The organism is Brevundimonas sp. (assembly GCF_035999125.1).
Lineage (GTDB): Bacteria > Pseudomonadota > Alphaproteobacteria > Caulobacterales > Caulobacteraceae > Brevundimonas.
Map to the genome: position 1 here is coordinate 21,660 of NZ_DASYGX010000008.1, position 15,609 is coordinate 37,268.

The window sequence follows — 15,609 nt, forward strand, 5'->3', positions numbered from 1 at the left end:
AAGGCTAGCCGAGGCGCCGGCGCCGGGTCTCGGCCGTCCGCAGCGTCGAGCGAAGGAACTCCGCCGGAGGGTCGGTTTCGGCCAGGACGTCTTCCTTGATGGCGCGCGGCTCTCCGAACAGGTGGCCCTGGCCCATGCCGACGTCGAGCTCCAGCACGTCGACGATCTGGCGCTCGCTCTCGCATTTCTCGGCGATCACCTCGATGCCGTAGCGCCGCGTCAGGCCGGCGAAGTCGGCGGCGCGGATGTCGGGCAGGGACGGCAGGGGGGCCCCGCCGTCGAGGTCGAGCAGTTGCTCGATCAGCAGATCGGCCGCCACCTTCACGAACTTGACGTCCGAGCGCTGCAGGTCGGCGAAGTCGAGGTCCAGCGTCTGGACCTTGTCGATGGAGAAGCGGAAGCCGAGGTCGGCCAGCTTGGCCATGTTGCGCGCCTCGGCGGCGCCGCGCGCGTCGAAGGTGGCCTGGCCCAGCTCGAAGATCAGCGCCTGGTTCAGGTCGCGGTTCTGGCTGAGGAACTCCAGGAACTGGGGAAAGAAGGTCTCGTCGCCCAGCGACGACAGGGCGACGTTGCAGAAGACGCCGACCTTGCGGTCCTGGCGGGCCAGCCGGCGCACGATCTGGGCGCAGCGGAACAGCAGCAGGTTGTCGATGGCCGGGACCAGGCCCTCGCCCTCGGCGATCGACAGGTATTCGGCCGGCATCATCACCCGGTCGGTCGAATCGCGAAGGCGAGTGAAGCTTTCGTAGAAGACGGTGCGCCGCTGCGGCAGGCTGACCACGGGCTGCAGATACAGGTCGACCCGGTTCTCGGTCAGGGCGTCGTGGACGGTGCGCAGCAGGGCGTCGGCCGCACGGCGATGACGATCCTCGAACGGGCTTGCGGGTGGGCGGGCGTCGGCCAGGCGCTGGTCCACGCTTTCGCTCATCTGCTGGATCAGGCTCTCCAGCATGCGGACCTCGCCGGTCAATTCTTCCGCCCGAGACAGGGGACCGCTCTCGATGGCCAGAGCCAGGTCGGACAGGGCCTCCTGCGTCTGCTCCATGGCGTCGGCCAGCAGGCGATGGGCCTCGCGCACCTGCGCGATTTCCTGGGACAGGGCGCGGGCCCGCGCGGCGGAGGCCACGGCGACGTGCACGGCGGCAAGGACGCCCAGACTGCCCAGCGTCCCGGCCACTCCGGCGCCCACGCCCAGCCCGCCCCGCCAGAGCAGGGCGCCCACGGTCATGCCGAGGAACAGATAGCCGAAGAACAGGAAGCCCGTGGTGACCGCGCGCATCGGGACAGAAGACCCTTTCCGGGTGGAATCGGCCAAGTATCCGGCTATTGCGTCGGAACGGCCAGAGATCGGCCGCAGAAACTTGGGAATGAAGGGGCCCCCCATGGAACTGTTCGACCTGACCGGCAAGACGGCCGTCATCACCGGCTCCTCGCGCGGCATCGGCAAGGCGATCGCCGAGCGCATGGCCGAGCACGGCGCCAACGTGGTGATCTCCTCGCGCAAGCCGGGGCCGTGCGACGAGGTGGCGACGGAGATCAACGCCCGCTTCGGCGCAGGACGCGCCATCGCCGTGCCGGCCAACATCGCGTCGAAGGAAGATCTGCGGCGGCTGGTCGACGAGACGCGCGCGGCCTTTGGTCGGATCGACGTCCTGGTCTGCAACGCCGCGTCGAACCCCTATGCGGGGCCGATGGCGGGCATCTCGGACGAACAGTTCGACAAGATTTTGCAGAACAATGTGGTCTCCAACCACTGGCTGATCCAGATGGTCGCGCCGGAGATGCTGGAGCGGAAGGACGGGTCGATCGTCATCGTCTCGTCGATCGGCGGGCTTCGTGGAAACGCGTTGATCGGCGCCTACAACGTCTCCAAGGCCGCAGACATGCAACTGGCGCGCAATCTGGCCGTCGAGTGGGGCCCGTCGAACGTGCGGGTGAACTGCATCGCGCCGGGCCTGATCAAGACCGACTTCGCCCGCTACCTGTGGGAAAATCCGGAGATCCTGAAGGTGGCCACCGACCCCGCGCCCCTGCGCCGCATCGGCATGCCGGACGAGATCGCGGGGGCGGCGGTCTATCTGGCGTCGCCGGCCTCGACCTACATGACCGGCCAGACTCTGGTCGTGGACGGCGGGATCACCATTGCCTGGTGACGAGCCGAGCCTGGGCCAGGATCTGGTCTGGCGGCTGGAGGCCGTCGCCTTCGCCGGGCTGACCGCGCTGCTGCGAACGCTGGGCGTGGAGCGAGCTTCGGCGTTCGGCGGCTGGCTGCTGAAGACGATCGGGCCCAGGACCGGCACGCATCGCACGGTGATGCGCAACCTGCGCATCGCCTTTCCGGACATGGATCCGGCGGCGCGCGAGCGGCTGGCGCTGGAGAGCTGGGAACGGACGGGCCGCACTTTCGCCGAGACGACGCTGCTGGACCGGATCACGATGGAGTCCGGGCGGTTGGAAGTCGTGGGGCTGGAGCGGCTGCACGCCATTCGCGACTCCGGTCGACCGGTGGTGTTCGTCTCGGGGCATCTGGCCTGTTTCGAAACCATGCCGGCGGCGATCCTGGCCGCCGGGGTGCCGTGCCAGATCACCTATCGTCAGGCCAACAATCCCTACGTCGACGCCCAGATCCGGCGGGCCCGCGCCCGCTATGGCGTCAAGCTGTTCGCGCCCAAGGGCGGCGACGGCGCGCGGGAGTTGCTGGCCGGGCTGGAGCGGGGCGAATCGGTCGCCCTTATGAACGATCAGAAGTTCAGCGAGGGGCCGGAGGTGGTCTTCTTCGGCCAGCCGGTGAACGCGGCGCCGGGGCCGTCGCGGCTGGCGCTGCGGTTCGGCACGGTGTTGCAGCCCATGAGCGTGGTGCGCCTGCCCGGCGTGCGCTTCCGCGTCACGGCGCACAAGCCGATCATGCTGGAAAAGACCGGCGACCGGCCCGCCGACATAGCCCGCGGAGTGCAGGCGGTCACCCGCTTCGTCGAGGACCGGGTGCGAGAAGTTCCCGAAGACTGGTTCTGGGTCCACAAACGGTGGCCCGACCGGGTCTATGCCGCCGTTTCATCGGCGGACTGAGCCGCGTCCTGGGAGTCGGTCGATCGACGGAAGGGGCCGCGGAAATTCTTGGCCTGGGTGCGCCGGCGATCGGGGCCGAAATAGCCGTCGGTCTTCACGAAGGGGCGGGGTTTGAAGATGACGGCGTTCAGCCGCTCCAGGATCGCCTTGGCGGTGATCGGCTTGACGACGAACTCCGTGACCCCGGCGTCGCGCGCCTCCTGCACCCGAGTTTTTTCCGAATGACCGGTCATCATGATGATCGGCAGATAGGGATTGGCGCTGTCGGGGCTGTTGCGCACCAGGCGGGTGAACTCCACCCCGTCAAGCGGGAACATGTTGAAATCGACGATGGTGACGTCGAAGACCTGTTCGCGCAGGGCGTCCAGGGCCGCCCCGCCGTCGGCGACTTCCCGTATCTTTCTGACGCCCGCGGACTGGAGGATGGCGGCCGTGATGGCGCGCATATGCTGGTTGTCGTCGACCAGCAGGATTTGAAGGGCGTTCAGGGAAGACATGCAGAAGGGATCGCAGCGCCGCCGGACCGCGGCAGAAGCATCAGGCTACAGAGGTGTAACAAGCCGGTAAATCGTTACTGAAACAATTTTTCATCGCAAACATAGGCTGTGGTGATGGGCGTCAGGCGACGATCATCAGCGACGGGTCGAGGTTCCGGTCCCGCCACTTCAGGCGCCAGCAGAGATGCGGACCGGTGGCGCGCCCCAAGGCCCCGACGCGGCCTACGATCTGCCCGCGAGTGACCTGATCGCCGCGTCGGACCTCGATCCTGGACTGGTGCAGATAGGCGCTGATCAAGCCTTGGCCATGATCGATCAGGGTCAGGCCGCCTTCGAAATGCAGGTCCGGTTCGGCGAGGGCCACGACGCCGGGGCCCGGCGCCCGGATCGGCGTGCCTTGGGTCGCCCCGAGGTCGATCCCGTAGTGCGGGCGAGCCGGCGTGCCGTTCAGGACGCGCTGGGCGCCCCAGGCGCTGGTCACGCGGATCTGGTCCAGCGGCCAGGCGAACCCTGCGTGGAAGTCGTCGGCGTCGATGCGGCTGGCGAAGCCCTCGGCCTTGACGGCCACCTCGCGTTCTATGCGGGCGAGCAAGTCGGGCGCGCTGGGTTCCACCGTCGAAGGCGGCAGGCCGTTCACCCGGGTTATGGGAAAGGTCCCCCGGGCGAGCGTCAGGGTGCGCCGGGCCTCCATCCTGCCGTCGCGGACGACGATCTCGGCGGAACCCGCCGCGTCGCGGTCGAAGCCGACGAAGAACCAGCCGGCGGCCGAGGCCTGGGTCAGCGCCTCGCCGTCGACGTAGACCAAGGCGCGGGGCGCCGTACGTCCGATGACGTGACCGCCCTGCTGGAATCGACCCTGCAGCGTCAGAGGCACGTCGGCTTGGGCGACGCCGGCAAGAGAAAACGCCCCGGCGCCCACCAGCAGTGCGCGCCGGTCGGCCCTCACCGCGACCCGCCCAGGGCTTGGGCCGCCTCGGCCGGGCCGGCATAGGCCTCTTGCCGCTGGGCCGACCAGTAGCGCAGGCCCTCAAGCGGGATCGGCTTGCCGGTGACGGCGCAGCGGACGAAACGGCCGGGCTTCACCACGGCGAAATCGCCGTCGCCATAGGACACGCGGGCTTCCTGATCGGTCATGCACGCAGGTTACGGGCGGGCGCGGTTGGGCTCAAGATGGGAGAGTCGTGGAGCGCGGACCTCCAGGTCCGCGCTCCCTAGAACAGGGCGCCCTGCTCGGGTGTGGCCGGCTTCGTTCTCGACGACTTGGCACGCTTCGGCTCGTCGCCGTCGATCGTGGCTCGGGCGGCGCCGTCGGACATGACCAGCCGGACCGGGCGGCCGGGCGTCAGGGCCGAGGCGGAGGTCAGCCACGCGCCGTCGGCGTCCTCGACTCGGGCGAAGCCGGGCTTGGGCCGGGCGGGGTCGAGGGTGGCGAGCGCGCGCGAGAGGGCGGTCAGGCGCTCGGCGCGTCGATCCAGCGTGGGCGGAAAGGAGGCCAGGCGGACGGAAACGGCGTCGAAACGCGCCCGGCGGCGCTCGATGGCGCGCTCCAGCAGATGCGGGCCCAGACGCGCGCCGAGCGCGGCGCTGCGGCGCTCGTGAGCGGCGCGGTTTCGCTCCAGCCCGGCGGCGAGCCTCAGCGACGCCTGATCCAGCCGCTGGCGGGGCAGGGCCAGCAGGTCGTCGCCGCGGGCGGGCAGGCCGCGCGCGGCGGCGCGCAGGCGTGTGCGTCGATCCTCGACCAGCCGCCCCGCCGCCCTCACGCTCCGCGCCGACAGGTCCGCGACCCAGCCGACCAGATCGGCCAGCACGGGCGTGACCATCTCGGCCGCGCCGGTCGGGGTGGGCGCGCGGCGGTCCGAGACGAAGTCGATCAGGGTGGTGTCCGTCTCGTGCCCCACGGCCGAGACGATCGGGATGCGCGCCTCGGCCACCGTGCGGGCCAGGGCCTCGTCGTTGAAGGGCCAGAGGTCCTCCACCGACCCGCCGCCGCGCGCCACGATGACCAAATCGGGCCGAGGCACGGGGCCGCCGGGGGGCAGGGCGTCGAAGCCGCGAATCGCCGCCGCGACCTGGCCCGCCGCCGCGTCGCCCTGGACGATGACCGGCCAGATGATCACGCGGCAGGGCCAGCGCTCGGCGATGCGGTGCAGGACGTCGCGGATGACCGCGCCCGTCGGGCTGGTGATGACGCCGATCACGTCGGGGTGGGGCGGCAGGGGCTTCTTGCGCGCGGCGTCGAACAGGCCTTCGTCGCGCAGCTTGACCTTCAGCGCCTCCAGCCTGGCCAAGAGGGCGCCGGCGCCGGCGGCCTCCATCGTCTCGATCACGATCTGATAGCTGGAGCGCGCCGGATAGCTGGTGATCTTGCCGGTGACGATCACCTCAAGTCCGGTCTCCGGCTGGATGCCCAGGCTCCGCACCGAGCCCTTCCAGATCACGCCGTCGAGACTGGACTTGTCGTCCTTAAGCGTCAGATAGACGTGGCCCGAGGCGTGGCGGTTCACCTTGGACACCTCGCCGCGCAGGCGCACGTGGCCGAAGCGGTCCTCCAGCGTGCGCTTCAGGGCGAACGACAGCTCCGAGATCGACAACGGAGGGTTGTTGTCGCGCGGCGTCGGCGCTTCGGCGGGCCCCTCGAAGACGTACGAGTCGTCGGTCATGATGCGACCGTAGACCGCCCGCATCCTGGGACAAACCGGAACCGGAGACCGCATGGCCGTCCAGCCCCCCGACCTTCCGCCGCCCGCCCGCGATCCGGACGAGAAGGAGCTGTCGCGACGAAGCCGGTCCGGGGCGCTGAACCCCGTGTTGATCGTCGTGGTGATCGTGCTGATCGGGACCGTGGCGTTCGTCTTCTGGGCGAGGGGCGGCTGAGTTTCCTTGACCGCGATGGGGCGGCACGTCATTCCCCGCGCCGATGAACATCCTGCTGGTCGGATCGGGCGGGCGCGAGCATGCCCTGGCGTGGAAGATCGCCCAGTCGCCGCTGGTCCGGCGGTTGGTCTGCGCCCCCGGCAATCCCGGCATCGCCAAGCACGCCGAGCTGAGGCCGGACCTCAAGGTCACCGACGCCGACGGTCTGACGGCGTTGGCGCGGGAGATGAAGGCCGATCTGGTCGTCGTCGGGCCGGAATCGGCTCTGGAGGTCGGGCTGGCCGACCGACTGGCTGCGGCGGGCATTCCCTGCTTCGGACCCTCGGCGCGGGCGGCGCGGCTGGAGACCTCAAAAGCTTTCGCCAAGGGGTTTCTGGAGCGGTGGGAGATCCCGACTGCGGGCTTCGGCGTCTATGAGAAGCTGAGCGAGGCGCGCGACGCGCTGAAGGTCTTCAAGCCGCCCTACGTCATCAAGGCCGACGGCCTGGCCGCGGGCAAGGGCGTGGCGATCAGCCCGGACCGCAAAGACGCCGAGGCCGAGATCGTGCGCATGCTGGACGGCCGCTTCGGCAAGGCGGGCGCGCGCGTGGTCATCGAGGAGTTCATGGCCGGCGAGGAGGGCAGCCTATTCGCCCTGTGCGACGGAACCCGCGCAGTGCTGTTCGGCGGCGCGCAGGACCACAAGCGCGCGTTCGACGGCGATCTGGGGCCCAACACCGGCGGCATGGGCGCCTATTCGCCCGCGCCGGTGTTCACGCCGGAACTGGTGGAGGAGGTCGAACGCCGCATCGTCCGGCCGACGGTCGCCGGCATGGCGCGCGAGGGCACGCCGTTCCGCGGCGTCCTGTTCGCCGGGCTGATGGCCACGGACGAAGGTCCGAAAGTGGTGGAGTTCAACGCCCGCTTCGGCGATCCGGAATGCCAGGTGCTGATGATGCGGCTGGCGGACGACCTGGTCCCCTATATGGTCGCCTGCGCGCGGGGCGACCTGTCGCGCCTGCCGCCCCCGGAGTTCCGGCCGCAGGCCTGCGTCTGCGTGGTGCTGGCGGCGCAGGGCTATCCGGACAGTCCGCTGGAAGGGTCGATCATCCGCGGGGCGGGACGCGACTTCGGTCCGCACGTGCAGGTCTTTCACGCCGGCACGCGCCGTGACGAGAAGGGTCTGCTGGTGGCGGCCGGCGGGCGCGTGCTGAACGTCTGCGCGCTCGGCGACGACGTTCGTCAGGCCCGGGACCGCGCCTATGAGGCCATCAAGTCGATCGACTGGCCGGGCGGCTTCCACCGCGCCGACATCGCCTGGCGGGCGTTGGAGCGTGACGCCGGGGACTGAGGAACGGTCCTGAAAAACCTGCGTTTCTGATCCGGCGCGGCATGGCGCCTGGAGGGATCGGGATGCGGGCGATGATGCGGGACCGCGGCGTGCGCTGGGTAGGGGGGCTGTTTCTGCTGTCGTGCGCGGCGTCGGGCTGGATGGCGTACGAGCTGTCGCCGCTGAGCAACGGCACCGATCAGGCGCGGTACGAGCGGTTCTTCGAAACGCGCTAGGCGGCTTTCGCCACAGCCGTCTCGGGGGCGCTGACGAGAGCCAGCAGTTCCGCAGCTTCGAACGGCTTGGCCAGATGCTTGTCGGCGCCCGCGGCGCGGGCGGCGGCGACGTGTTCGGGCAGGGCGTTGGCGGTCAGCATGACGATGGGCGTCAGCGCCCGCTGGGTCTCGCATTCGAAATCGCGGATGGCGCGCGTGGCGGTCAGGCCGTCCATCACGGGCATCTGCATGTCCATCAGCACCAGGTCGAAGTCGCCGGCGCGATAGGCGTCGACGGCTTCCCGCCCATTCTCGACCGACGTCAGGTCGACCCCGGCCGACGCCAGGATCAGCTCCACGACCTTGCGGTTTGTCGGATGGTCGTCGGCGAGCAGGACGCGGGTCACGGTTCCGGTCGTCTCCGACGCCGTCCCCACGTCGACCGGCGCCTGCGATGTGGCTTCGGCCGCGCGCAGAGGCAAAGAAAGAAGGAAGGTCGAGCCCCCGCCCGGTTCGCTCTCGGCCTCCAGGTCGCCGCCCATCATCTCGGCCAACTGACGGCAAATCGACAGGCCCAGACCCGAGCCGCCGTAGCGGCGGGTGATGGCGCCGTCGGCCTGTTCGAAGCGGCTGAACAGACGCTCGCGCTGTTCCGGGCCGAAGCCGATGCCGGTGTCGCTGACGGCCACGCGCAGGCGCGTCTCCCCGTTCGTGCCCGGCGCGCAGTGCGCCTCCAGCTTGATCAGGCCGGCCTCGGTGAACTTCACGGCGTTGGAGACCAGGTTGCACATGATCTGCTTCAGACGGACTTCGTCGCCGCGCAACCAGGACGGACAATCGTCGCACACCTCGACGATCAAGGTCAGGCCCTTGGCCCCGGCGGAGGCGCGGTAGAGGTCCGCCGCCTCGTGCACCGCCGCCTTCAGTTCGAAGGGCTCGTCCTCCAGCGACAGGCGGCCGCTCTCGATGCGGGCGAGGTCCAGGATGTCGCCCAGCAGGGTCAGCAGCATGCGGCTGGAGGACTGCATCAGATCCAGCATTTCTCGCTGATCGTCATTCAGCTCGGTGCGGCCCAGCGCCTGGGCCAGGCCGATCACGCCATTCAGCGGCGTGCGGATCTCGTGGCTCATGTTGGCGAGGAACAGGCTCTTGGCGGCGTTCGCGGCCTGGGCGGCGTCGCGGGCGTCGGCCAGGGCGGCGGCGGCGCGCTTCAGGTCGGTGATGTCGTTGACGACGGTGACGATCCCGCCGCCGGAGGTGCGCCGGTCCTGGACCCGCAGCCAGCGCCCGTCGTCACAGCGCTGCTCCATCGTGGCTTCCAGCTGGCTGCGCAGGGCCAGACGTTCGGCGCGCCATTCCGCCTCGCGGCCGATCGCGTCGGCATAGATGCCTTCGTCAAGGCCGATCTGGAGCACGTCCTCGAAGCGCATGCCCGGCTTCAGCTGGGCGACCAGTTCGGGGTTCACCTCGGCGTAGCGGGAGTTCCACAGCACCAGACGGCCCTGGGCGTCGTAGAAGCCGAGCGCGTCGGGCATGGCGTCCACGGCCTCGCGGATCTGGTGCAGGGTCCGGCCGTCGCTCCAGCGCGCTGCGGCGGTGACCATGCCGGCGACCAGCACCGGGACGGCGGCGGCGAGGGCGAGGGCGGTGAGCAGGCCGCTTTGATCGAGGCCCGCCGCCTCCGCCCGCGTGGGGGCGGGCACGATCGTCAGCGCGCCCATGGAGATGAAATGCAGGGCGCAGACGGCCAGAACGCCGCCCAGCGCCAGCAGGGTGATGTTGCGCCAGCCGCCGCGATGCGGGGCCAGCGCCACCGCCATGCCGCCGACCATGGCCAGCGCCACCGCGACGCCGACCAGACCGAAGTCCCACACGGGCATACCGGCCAGATGCAGGCCGCTCATGCCCAGGAAGTGCATGGCCGCCACGCCGGACCCGGCCATGGCTCCGGCCAGGCCCCGCCGCAGGCGCGAGGCGCCGAGCCCGACGAAGACCGCGCCGACGCCGAAGCCGACGGCCAGCACGAGAGAGGCGAAGGTGATCGGCAGATCGTAGACGACCGCCATGCCCGGCCGGAAGCCCAGCATGGCCGTGAAGTGGGTGCTCCAGATCGCCATGGCGCCGACCCCGCCGGCCGCGGCGGCCAGCAGGGCGCGGGGGCGGCCGTGCCCGGCCCATGCGCGGCGTCCCAGCCCCAGCGCCGTGGCCAGGCCGATCAGGCACACGGCGCCCGCCGCCAGGACCAGGCGGAGGTCATGCTGCGTGGTCAGGCAGAGCAGGACGGCGTTCAAGGGGTCGATCGGTCCATCGCGGGCGTTCGGGATCAGCTTGACCGCGACAGATGAAGAATCCGTGCGCTGCGGCGATCGCCTGTCACGCGAATGGCGGAAACGCGCGCTAAGCGCCGGTCCCTCCGCCCGTTTCCCTCCGACTGCGGAAGCTCTAGAGAACCGTGATGCCCGACGCCGCCAACCCGTCTCCGATCGCGCCGACGGCGACGTCGCGCCTTTGGACGGCCGGCGCGAGCGGCGGCGTCGCGACTCTGGTGCTGCTGGGGGTGGCGGCCCTGCACCCACATCATGCGCCGGTGCTGCTGGCCGGCGTGGCGGCGGTCGTGGCGGCGACCTGGATGGTCAATCGCGCCCAGCCGTCCGGCGAGACGTCGCCGGTCGTTCATCTGGCCCAGCCGCCGGCGTCGACGCCGCCTGCGGCGGCGCCGGACGGCGTCCTGCTGGACGCCGCCTTCGAGTCCTTGAGCGACGCTGTGCTGGTCATAAGCGGCGGCGAGCCGGACGACATCGCCGGACGGCGGGTCGTCCTGGCCAACCGGGCCGCGCGCGACCTGTTAAGGATTCAGCGGGACGGGGCGATCCTGGTGTCGGTGCTGCGCGATCCGGCCGTCCTTGAGGCGGTGGACGAGGCCCTGTTCGGCGGCCTCGAACGCTCGGTCGACTGGTCCGGCGTGCGCGACCGGCACTGGAAGGCGCAGGTGCGGCCGCTGCATCAGGGCGGCGAGCGGGCGCTGGCCGTGCTGGTGCTACGCGACGACACCGACGTGCGGCGCATGGAGCTGATGCGGGTCGACTTCCTGGCCAACGCCAGCCACGAGCTGCGGACGCCGCTGGCGTCTCTGTCGGGGTTCATCGAGACGCTGAAGGGCCACGCCAAGGACGACTCCAAGGCGCGGGACCGGTTCCTGGACATCATGTCGGCGCAGGCGGACCGAATGGGGCGGCTGGTGGCGGACCTGCTGTCGCTGAGCCGGATCGAGCTGAACGAACACATCCCGCCGTCGGGCCGGGTCGATCTGCCCCGGGCCGTCAGCGACGTGGTCGACGCGCTGAGCGTGCTGACGCACGAGAAGGGCGTGGAGGTCGTCGTCACCGGCGACGCCACGGCCCCCGTGCGCGGCGATCGGGACGAGATCGTGCAAGTGGTCCAGAACCTGGTCGACAATGCCGTGAAGTACTCGCCGCGCGGCGGTCGGGTGGACATCGAGGTGCGAGGAGGGGTGACGGCCGACCAGGCGACGGCGCCGTGCATGGAGGGGGCGTCTCGGCTGCCGCTGCTGACCCCCGACCACGACCCTACGCGGCGGTTCGCCGCCGTCGTCGTGCGCGATCGCGGACCGGGACTGGAGCGGGAGCATCTGCCGCGCCTGACCGAGCGCTTCTATCGGGTCGAGGGCCAGAAGAGCGGCGGCGACCGGCCGGGGACCGGCCTGGGTCTGGCCATCGTCAAGCACATCGTGAATCGCCACCGCGGTGGCCTGGCGGTCGAGAGCGCGCCGGGCCAAGGCACGGTGTTCACGGCGTTTTTTCCTCTGTCCGATGCGTTTGACGCCGCCAGATGAGCGGCTCTTGCGTTGTAACGGAACTGTCATGCCACAGTCGTAATCCGCTGACCTATCGCGGGCAGTTTCCCGGCCGGACGAGCCGGGCATTCGGCGCGGTCCGATTCGCGCTTCCCGGACCCGATGACCTGGCTTCTTTTCCTTCTGCCGATCGTTCTGGCCGTCGTCGCCTTCGGCGTCGGGCGCGGTCTGGCGCGCCGTCGCGCGGCCAACGAAAAGGCGCATTCGCGGCCTGAGCAGCACGGCTTCTACGCCGCCATCTGGGTGGCCGTTCCGGCGCTGGTGGTGGTGTTGGCCTCAATCGTCGCGGGCGGCGTGGTGGAGCGCGCCGTTCTGGAGGCGGGTCAGCCCGAGGCCGTGCGCGCCCTGGAAGACTTCCGCCGCGACGCCTTCTACGCCGACGTGGCGCGCGTGGCGGAGGGCGAGACGCCGCTGCAGGTCTGGGAGACGCCGCTGAACGCCGACATGACGGCGCAGGCGACGCGCGCGGCCCAGTTGGATCGCGTGCGGGCCGTCGGCGGGGTCGTGCTGGCTCTGCTGGCCGCTGCGCTGGGCGGCCTGTTCGCCTTTTCCCAGATCCGCCCGGGCCTGCGCGCCCGCAACCGGGTCGAGGGCTGGGTCGTCGGCGTGCTGCTGGCCTGTTCGGCCGTGGCCGTGCTGACGACCATCGGCATCGTAGCCTCGTTGCTGGTCGACGCCACCCGCTTCTTCCAGGCGGTGCCGGTGCAGCAGTTCTTGCTGGGCACGCAGTGGTCGCCGCAGACGGCGATCCGGGCCGACCAGGTGGGTTCGACCGGCGCGTTCGGCGCCCTGCCGCTGTTCGCCGGGACCTTCCTGATCATGCTGATCGCCATGGCGGTGGCCGCGCCCGTCGGACTGATGTCGGCGATCTATCTGTCGGAGTACGCCGGGCCGACGGTGCGCGCTGTGGTCAAGCCGGTGCTGGAGATTCTGGCCGGGGTGCCGACGGTGGTTTACGGCTTTTTCGCCGCCCTGACCGTCGGGCCGGCGTTCCGCAGTTTCTTCAACGGCGTCGGGGCCCAGCTGGTCGGCGGTCCGCTGGACGGTCTGGGGCAGTATCTGATGCTGGTCCAGAACCAGATGGCCCTGGTCGCCGGCGGGGTCATGGGGATCATGCTGATCCCGTTCGTCAGCTCGCTGTCGGACGACATCATCAACGCCGTGCCGCAGTCGCTGCGCGACGGTTCCTACGCCATGGGGGCGACCAAATCCGAGACGGTGGGTCGGGTGCTGATGCCCGCCGCCCTGCCGGGGGTGGCCGGCGCTTTGCTGCTGGCGGTGTCCCGCGCGGTGGGCGAGACCATGATCGTGACCATGGCCGCTGGCCTGGCCGCGCGTCTGACGCTCAATCCGCTGGACACGGTGACCACAGTGACGGTGCAGATCGTCACGCTTCTGACGGGCGACCAGGAGTTTGATTCCGCCAAGACCCTGTCCGCCTTCGGCCTGGGCCTGACCCTGTTCCTGGCGACTCTCGTGCTGAACATCGTCGCCCAGCGCATCGTCCAGACCTATCGGCAGCAGTATGACTGACGCGACGTCCATCGGCGCCCGGCGCACCCAGCGTCTGCAACAGGGCCTGCGTCGCCGCTATGCGCGCGAACGCCGGTTCCAGGTCTACGGCATCCTGGCCATCGCCGTGGCGGTGGGCTTCCTCGCGCTGCTGCTGGGGCGCATCTGGACCCAGGGCAACACCGCCTTCTGGGCGCACGAGGTCTCGATCCCCGTCTACATGGACCCTGCGCGGATCGACCCCGACTATCCGCAAGGGACCAACTTCCCGCAGATGGTGGCCGAGCAGCAGCTGGCGCGGCTGGGCGTGACCGACGATGCGGCCGGTCGGGCATCGACCGAGATGCGGCAGATCTTTTCGTCGGAGCTGAAGTTCGTGGCGGGCGACATGGTCAAGGCCGATCCGACGCTGATCGGGAAGACCGTGACGGTGACCGCGCCGCTGTCGGACGACGCGGACCTGTTCTTCAAGGGCGAGATCGAGCGGGAGACGCCGGCGGAACAGCGCCGCATCACCGACCGCCAGATCGGCTGGCTGGACAGGCTTGAAGCCGACGGCTTCGTGGAGCGGCGGTTCAACAGCCGCCTGTTCACTTCGGGCGACTCGACCGAGCCGGAACTCGCGGGCGTGCTGGGCGCGGTGGTCGGATCGGCGCTGATGCTGCTGGTGACGGCCTTGCTGGCCATTCCGATCGGGGTCGCCGCGGCGATCTGGCTGGAGGAGTTCGCGCCTAAGAACCGGATCAGCGCTTTCATCGAGGTGAACATCAACAACCTCGCCGCCGTGCCGTCGATCGTCTACGGCCTGCTGGGACTGGCGCTGTTCATCAACTGGATGCATCTGCCGCGGTCGTCGCCGCTGGTGGGGGGGCTGGTGCTGGCGCTGATGGCGCTGCCGACCATCATCATCGCCACACGGTCGTCGCTGAAGGCGGTGCCGCCGTCGATCCGCGAGGCGGCGCTGGCGCTGGGCGCGTCGAAAACCCAGACGGTGTTCCAGCACGTTCTGCCCCTGGCTCTGCCGGGCGTCATGACCGGCGCCATCATTTCCATGGCTCATGCACTGGGCGAGACGGCGCCCCTGCTGCTGATCGGCATGGTCAGCTTCGTGCCGGGCGTGGCGACCGACATCGCCGCGCCGACCGGGGCGCTGCCGTCCCTCATCTACATCTGGGAGAACGCCTCGGAGCGCGCGTTCCATGAGCGCACCGCTGCGGCCATCATGGTTCTCCTGGCCCTCATGATCGTCATGAACGCCGCCGCCATAATCCTGCGGCGCCGGTTCGAACGTCGGTGGTAAGCGACATGAAGTTCAAGATTTTCCGCTCGCACGACGACCGCGGCTCCGGCGATCCGACCGACATGCCGCGCATGGGCGGGCAGGTGCTGCCGGCCGCCGAGGCCGAAGCGCCGAAGTCCGCCCCGGCCGAGACGGTCGCGGCGTCCGTCGCCGACCCTTCGGCCGGCGCGGCCGTGACGCCGCGCCCCGCCGAGCCGGTGGGCCCTATCAAGATCCGGGCCCGCGACGTCTCGGTCCACTACGGCGACAAGCAGGCCCTGCATGAGGTCAGCCTGGACGTGCCGGACAAGACGGTGACGGCCTTCATCGGTCCGTCGGGCTGCGGCAAATCGACCTTCCTGCGATGTCTGAACCGGATGAACGACACCATCCCGTCGGCCCGAGTGTCGGGCTCCATCGAGATGGACGGCGAGGACGTGAACAGCCGCGCGGTCGATCCCGTGCTGCTGCGCGCCCGGGTCGGCATGGTGTTCCAGAAGCCGAACCCCTTCCCCAAGTCGATCTATGAGAACGTGGCCTATGGCCCGCGCATCCACGGGCTGACGACGTCGAAGGCTGAGCTGGACGAGGTGGTCGAACGCGCCCTGAAGCGCGCCGGCCTGTGGGAAGAGGTGGCGGACCGCCTGCAGTCGCCGGGCACCGGCCTGTCGGGCGGGCAGCAGCAGCGTCTGGTGATCGCCCGCGCCATCGCGGTGGAGCCGGAAGTCATCCTGATGGACGAGCCCTGCTCGGCCCTGGACCCCATCGCCACGGCCAAGATCGAGGAGCTGATCGACGAACTGCGCGAACAGTACTGCATCGTCATCGTGACCCACTCGATGGCCCAGGCGGCGCGCGTCAGCCAGCGCACGGCCTTCTTCCACCTGGGCCGTCTGGTCGAGCACGGCCCGACCGAGGAAATCTTCACGAATCCCCGCGAACGGCGCACGCTGGACTACATCACCGGGCGGTTCGGCTAAGGC

15 protein-coding genes are annotated in these 15,609 nt (G+C 70.0%); 9 read left to right on the forward strand and 6 right to left on the reverse strand.

Annotated features, from left to right (window positions below):
* Positions 1-4: 4 nt before the first annotated feature.
* The gene (locus VGN45_RS08315) at positions 5-1,279 is read right to left on the reverse strand and encodes an EAL domain-containing protein (protein WP_327461309.1); all 1,275 of its coding nucleotides are present in this window, start codon (positions 1,277-1,279) and stop codon (positions 5-7) included.
* A gap of 103 nt (positions 1,280-1,382) precedes the next feature.
* On the opposite strand from VGN45_RS08315, the gene VGN45_RS08320 reads away from it, so the two are divergent.
* Together VGN45_RS08320 and VGN45_RS08325 are read left to right on the forward strand one after the other, a co-directional pair.
* The gene (locus VGN45_RS08320) at positions 1,383-2,153 is read left to right on the forward strand and encodes an SDR family oxidoreductase (protein ID WP_327461313.1); all 771 of its coding nucleotides are present in this window, start codon (positions 1,383-1,385) and stop codon (positions 2,151-2,153) included.
* Complete coding sequence (locus tag VGN45_RS08325; protein WP_327461315.1) at positions 2,143-3,066, forward strand: lipid A biosynthesis acyltransferase; 924 nt, start codon at positions 2,143-2,145, stop codon at positions 3,064-3,066. Before VGN45_RS08320 ends, VGN45_RS08325 begins: the two co-directional genes overlap by 11 nt.
* On the opposite strand, the gene VGN45_RS08330 is transcribed toward VGN45_RS08325, so the two are convergent.
* The 4 genes from VGN45_RS08330 to xseA all read right to left on the reverse strand — a co-directional run bounded on the left by VGN45_RS08330 (position 3,039) and on the right by xseA (position 6,223).
* Complete coding sequence (locus VGN45_RS08330) at positions 3,039-3,563, reverse strand: response regulator (protein WP_327461317.1); 525 nt, start codon at positions 3,561-3,563, stop codon at positions 3,039-3,041. The genes VGN45_RS08325 and VGN45_RS08330 overlap by 28 nt on opposite strands.
* Positions 3,564-3,684: 121 nt before the next feature.
* Entirely contained in the window at positions 3,685-4,509 is an 825-nt protein-coding gene (locus VGN45_RS08335) for a M23 family metallopeptidase (protein ID WP_327461319.1), read from the reverse strand.
* Entirely contained in the window at positions 4,506-4,697 is a 192-nt protein-coding gene (locus VGN45_RS08340; RefSeq protein ID WP_327461321.1) for a DUF2093 domain-containing protein, read from the reverse strand. The genes VGN45_RS08335 and VGN45_RS08340 overlap by 4 nt, the downstream gene beginning before the upstream one ends.
* A gap of 77 nt (positions 4,698-4,774) precedes the next feature.
* Positions 4,775-6,223, reverse strand: coding sequence for an exodeoxyribonuclease VII large subunit (gene xseA, locus VGN45_RS08345; RefSeq protein ID WP_327461323.1), 1,449 nt, complete (start codon positions 6,221-6,223; stop codon positions 4,775-4,777).
* A 52-nt stretch (positions 6,224-6,275) separates the two neighbouring features.
* Between xseA and VGN45_RS08350 the strand changes: the two genes are divergently transcribed.
* From VGN45_RS08350 to VGN45_RS08360, 3 genes are read left to right on the forward strand one after another with little or no spacing between them, the layout of a single operon-like run.
* Positions 6,276-6,437, forward strand: a complete 162-nt coding sequence (locus VGN45_RS08350; RefSeq protein WP_327461325.1) for a hypothetical protein — start codon at positions 6,276-6,278, stop codon at positions 6,435-6,437.
* Positions 6,438-6,480: 43 nt separating this feature from the next.
* Complete coding sequence (gene purD / locus VGN45_RS08355; RefSeq protein WP_327461327.1) at positions 6,481-7,767, forward strand: phosphoribosylamine--glycine ligase; 1,287 nt, start codon at positions 6,481-6,483, stop codon at positions 7,765-7,767.
* A gap of 41 nt (positions 7,768-7,808) precedes the next feature.
* On the forward strand, positions 7,809-7,982 hold the full coding sequence (locus tag VGN45_RS08360; RefSeq protein ID WP_327461329.1) for a hypothetical protein: 174 nt from the start codon (positions 7,809-7,811) through the stop codon (positions 7,980-7,982).
* On the opposite strand, the gene VGN45_RS08365 is transcribed toward VGN45_RS08360, so the two are convergent.
* Positions 7,979-10,252, reverse strand: coding sequence for an ATP-binding protein (locus VGN45_RS08365; RefSeq protein WP_327461331.1), 2,274 nt, complete (start codon positions 10,250-10,252; stop codon positions 7,979-7,981). The genes VGN45_RS08360 and VGN45_RS08365 overlap by 4 nt on opposite strands.
* Before the next feature lie 164 nt (positions 10,253-10,416).
* Here VGN45_RS08365 and VGN45_RS08370 point away from each other — a divergent pair, with 164 nt between their 5' ends.
* From VGN45_RS08370 to pstB, 4 genes are all read left to right on the forward strand, one after another.
* The gene (locus VGN45_RS08370) at positions 10,417-11,814 is read left to right on the forward strand and encodes an ATP-binding protein (RefSeq protein WP_327461333.1); all 1,398 of its coding nucleotides are present in this window, start codon (positions 10,417-10,419) and stop codon (positions 11,812-11,814) included.
* Positions 11,815-11,937: 123 nt separating this feature from the next.
* Entirely contained in the window at positions 11,938-13,368 is a 1,431-nt protein-coding gene (gene pstC, locus VGN45_RS08375) for a phosphate ABC transporter permease subunit PstC (RefSeq protein WP_327461335.1), read from the forward strand.
* Positions 13,361-14,647: a phosphate ABC transporter permease PstA gene (pstA, locus tag VGN45_RS08380; protein WP_327461337.1), complete on the forward strand. Its 1,287-nt coding sequence runs from the start codon at positions 13,361-13,363 to the stop codon at positions 14,645-14,647. The genes pstC and pstA overlap by 8 nt, the downstream gene beginning before the upstream one ends.
* A gap of 62 nt (positions 14,648-14,709) precedes the next feature.
* On the forward strand, positions 14,710-15,606 hold the full coding sequence (pstB, locus tag VGN45_RS08385; RefSeq protein WP_414643419.1) for a phosphate ABC transporter ATP-binding protein PstB: 897 nt from the start codon (positions 14,710-14,712) through the stop codon (positions 15,604-15,606).
* Positions 15,607-15,609: the final 3 nt, after the last annotated feature.

What these genes read in the sequence shown, in the direction of transcription:
- VGN45_RS08315 (WP_327461309.1), bottom strand. Translation starts at nt 1,279, where the DNA reads ATGCGCGCGGTCACCACGGGCTTCCTGTTCTTCGGCTATCTGTTCCTC.
- VGN45_RS08320 (WP_327461313.1), top strand. Translation starts at nt 1,383, where the DNA reads ATGGAACTGTTCGACCTGACCGGCAAGACGGCCGTCATCACCGGCTCC.
- VGN45_RS08330 (WP_327461317.1), bottom strand. Translation starts at nt 3,563, where the DNA reads ATGTCTTCCCTGAACGCCCTTCAAATCCTGCTGGTCGACGACAACCAG.
- VGN45_RS08340 (WP_327461321.1), bottom strand. Translation starts at nt 4,697, where the DNA reads ATGACCGATCAGGAAGCCCGCGTGTCCTATGGCGACGGCGATTTCGCC.
- xseA (WP_327461323.1), bottom strand. Translation starts at nt 6,223, where the DNA reads ATGACCGACGACTCGTACGTCTTCGAGGGGCCCGCCGAAGCGCCGACG.
- VGN45_RS08350 (WP_327461325.1), top strand. Translation starts at nt 6,276, where the DNA reads ATGGCCGTCCAGCCCCCCGACCTTCCGCCGCCCGCCCGCGATCCGGAC.
- purD (WP_327461327.1), top strand. Translation starts at nt 6,481, where the DNA reads ATGAACATCCTGCTGGTCGGATCGGGCGGGCGCGAGCATGCCCTGGCG.
- VGN45_RS08360 (WP_327461329.1), top strand. Translation starts at nt 7,809, where the DNA reads ATGGCGCCTGGAGGGATCGGGATGCGGGCGATGATGCGGGACCGCGGC.
- VGN45_RS08370 (WP_327461333.1), top strand. Translation starts at nt 10,417, where the DNA reads ATGCCCGACGCCGCCAACCCGTCTCCGATCGCGCCGACGGCGACGTCG.
- pstC (WP_327461335.1), top strand. Translation starts at nt 11,938, where the DNA reads ATGACCTGGCTTCTTTTCCTTCTGCCGATCGTTCTGGCCGTCGTCGCC.
- pstA (WP_327461337.1), top strand. Translation starts at nt 13,361, where the DNA reads ATGACTGACGCGACGTCCATCGGCGCCCGGCGCACCCAGCGTCTGCAA.
- pstB (WP_414643419.1), top strand. Translation starts at nt 14,710, where the DNA reads ATGCCGCGCATGGGCGGGCAGGTGCTGCCGGCCGCCGAGGCCGAAGCG.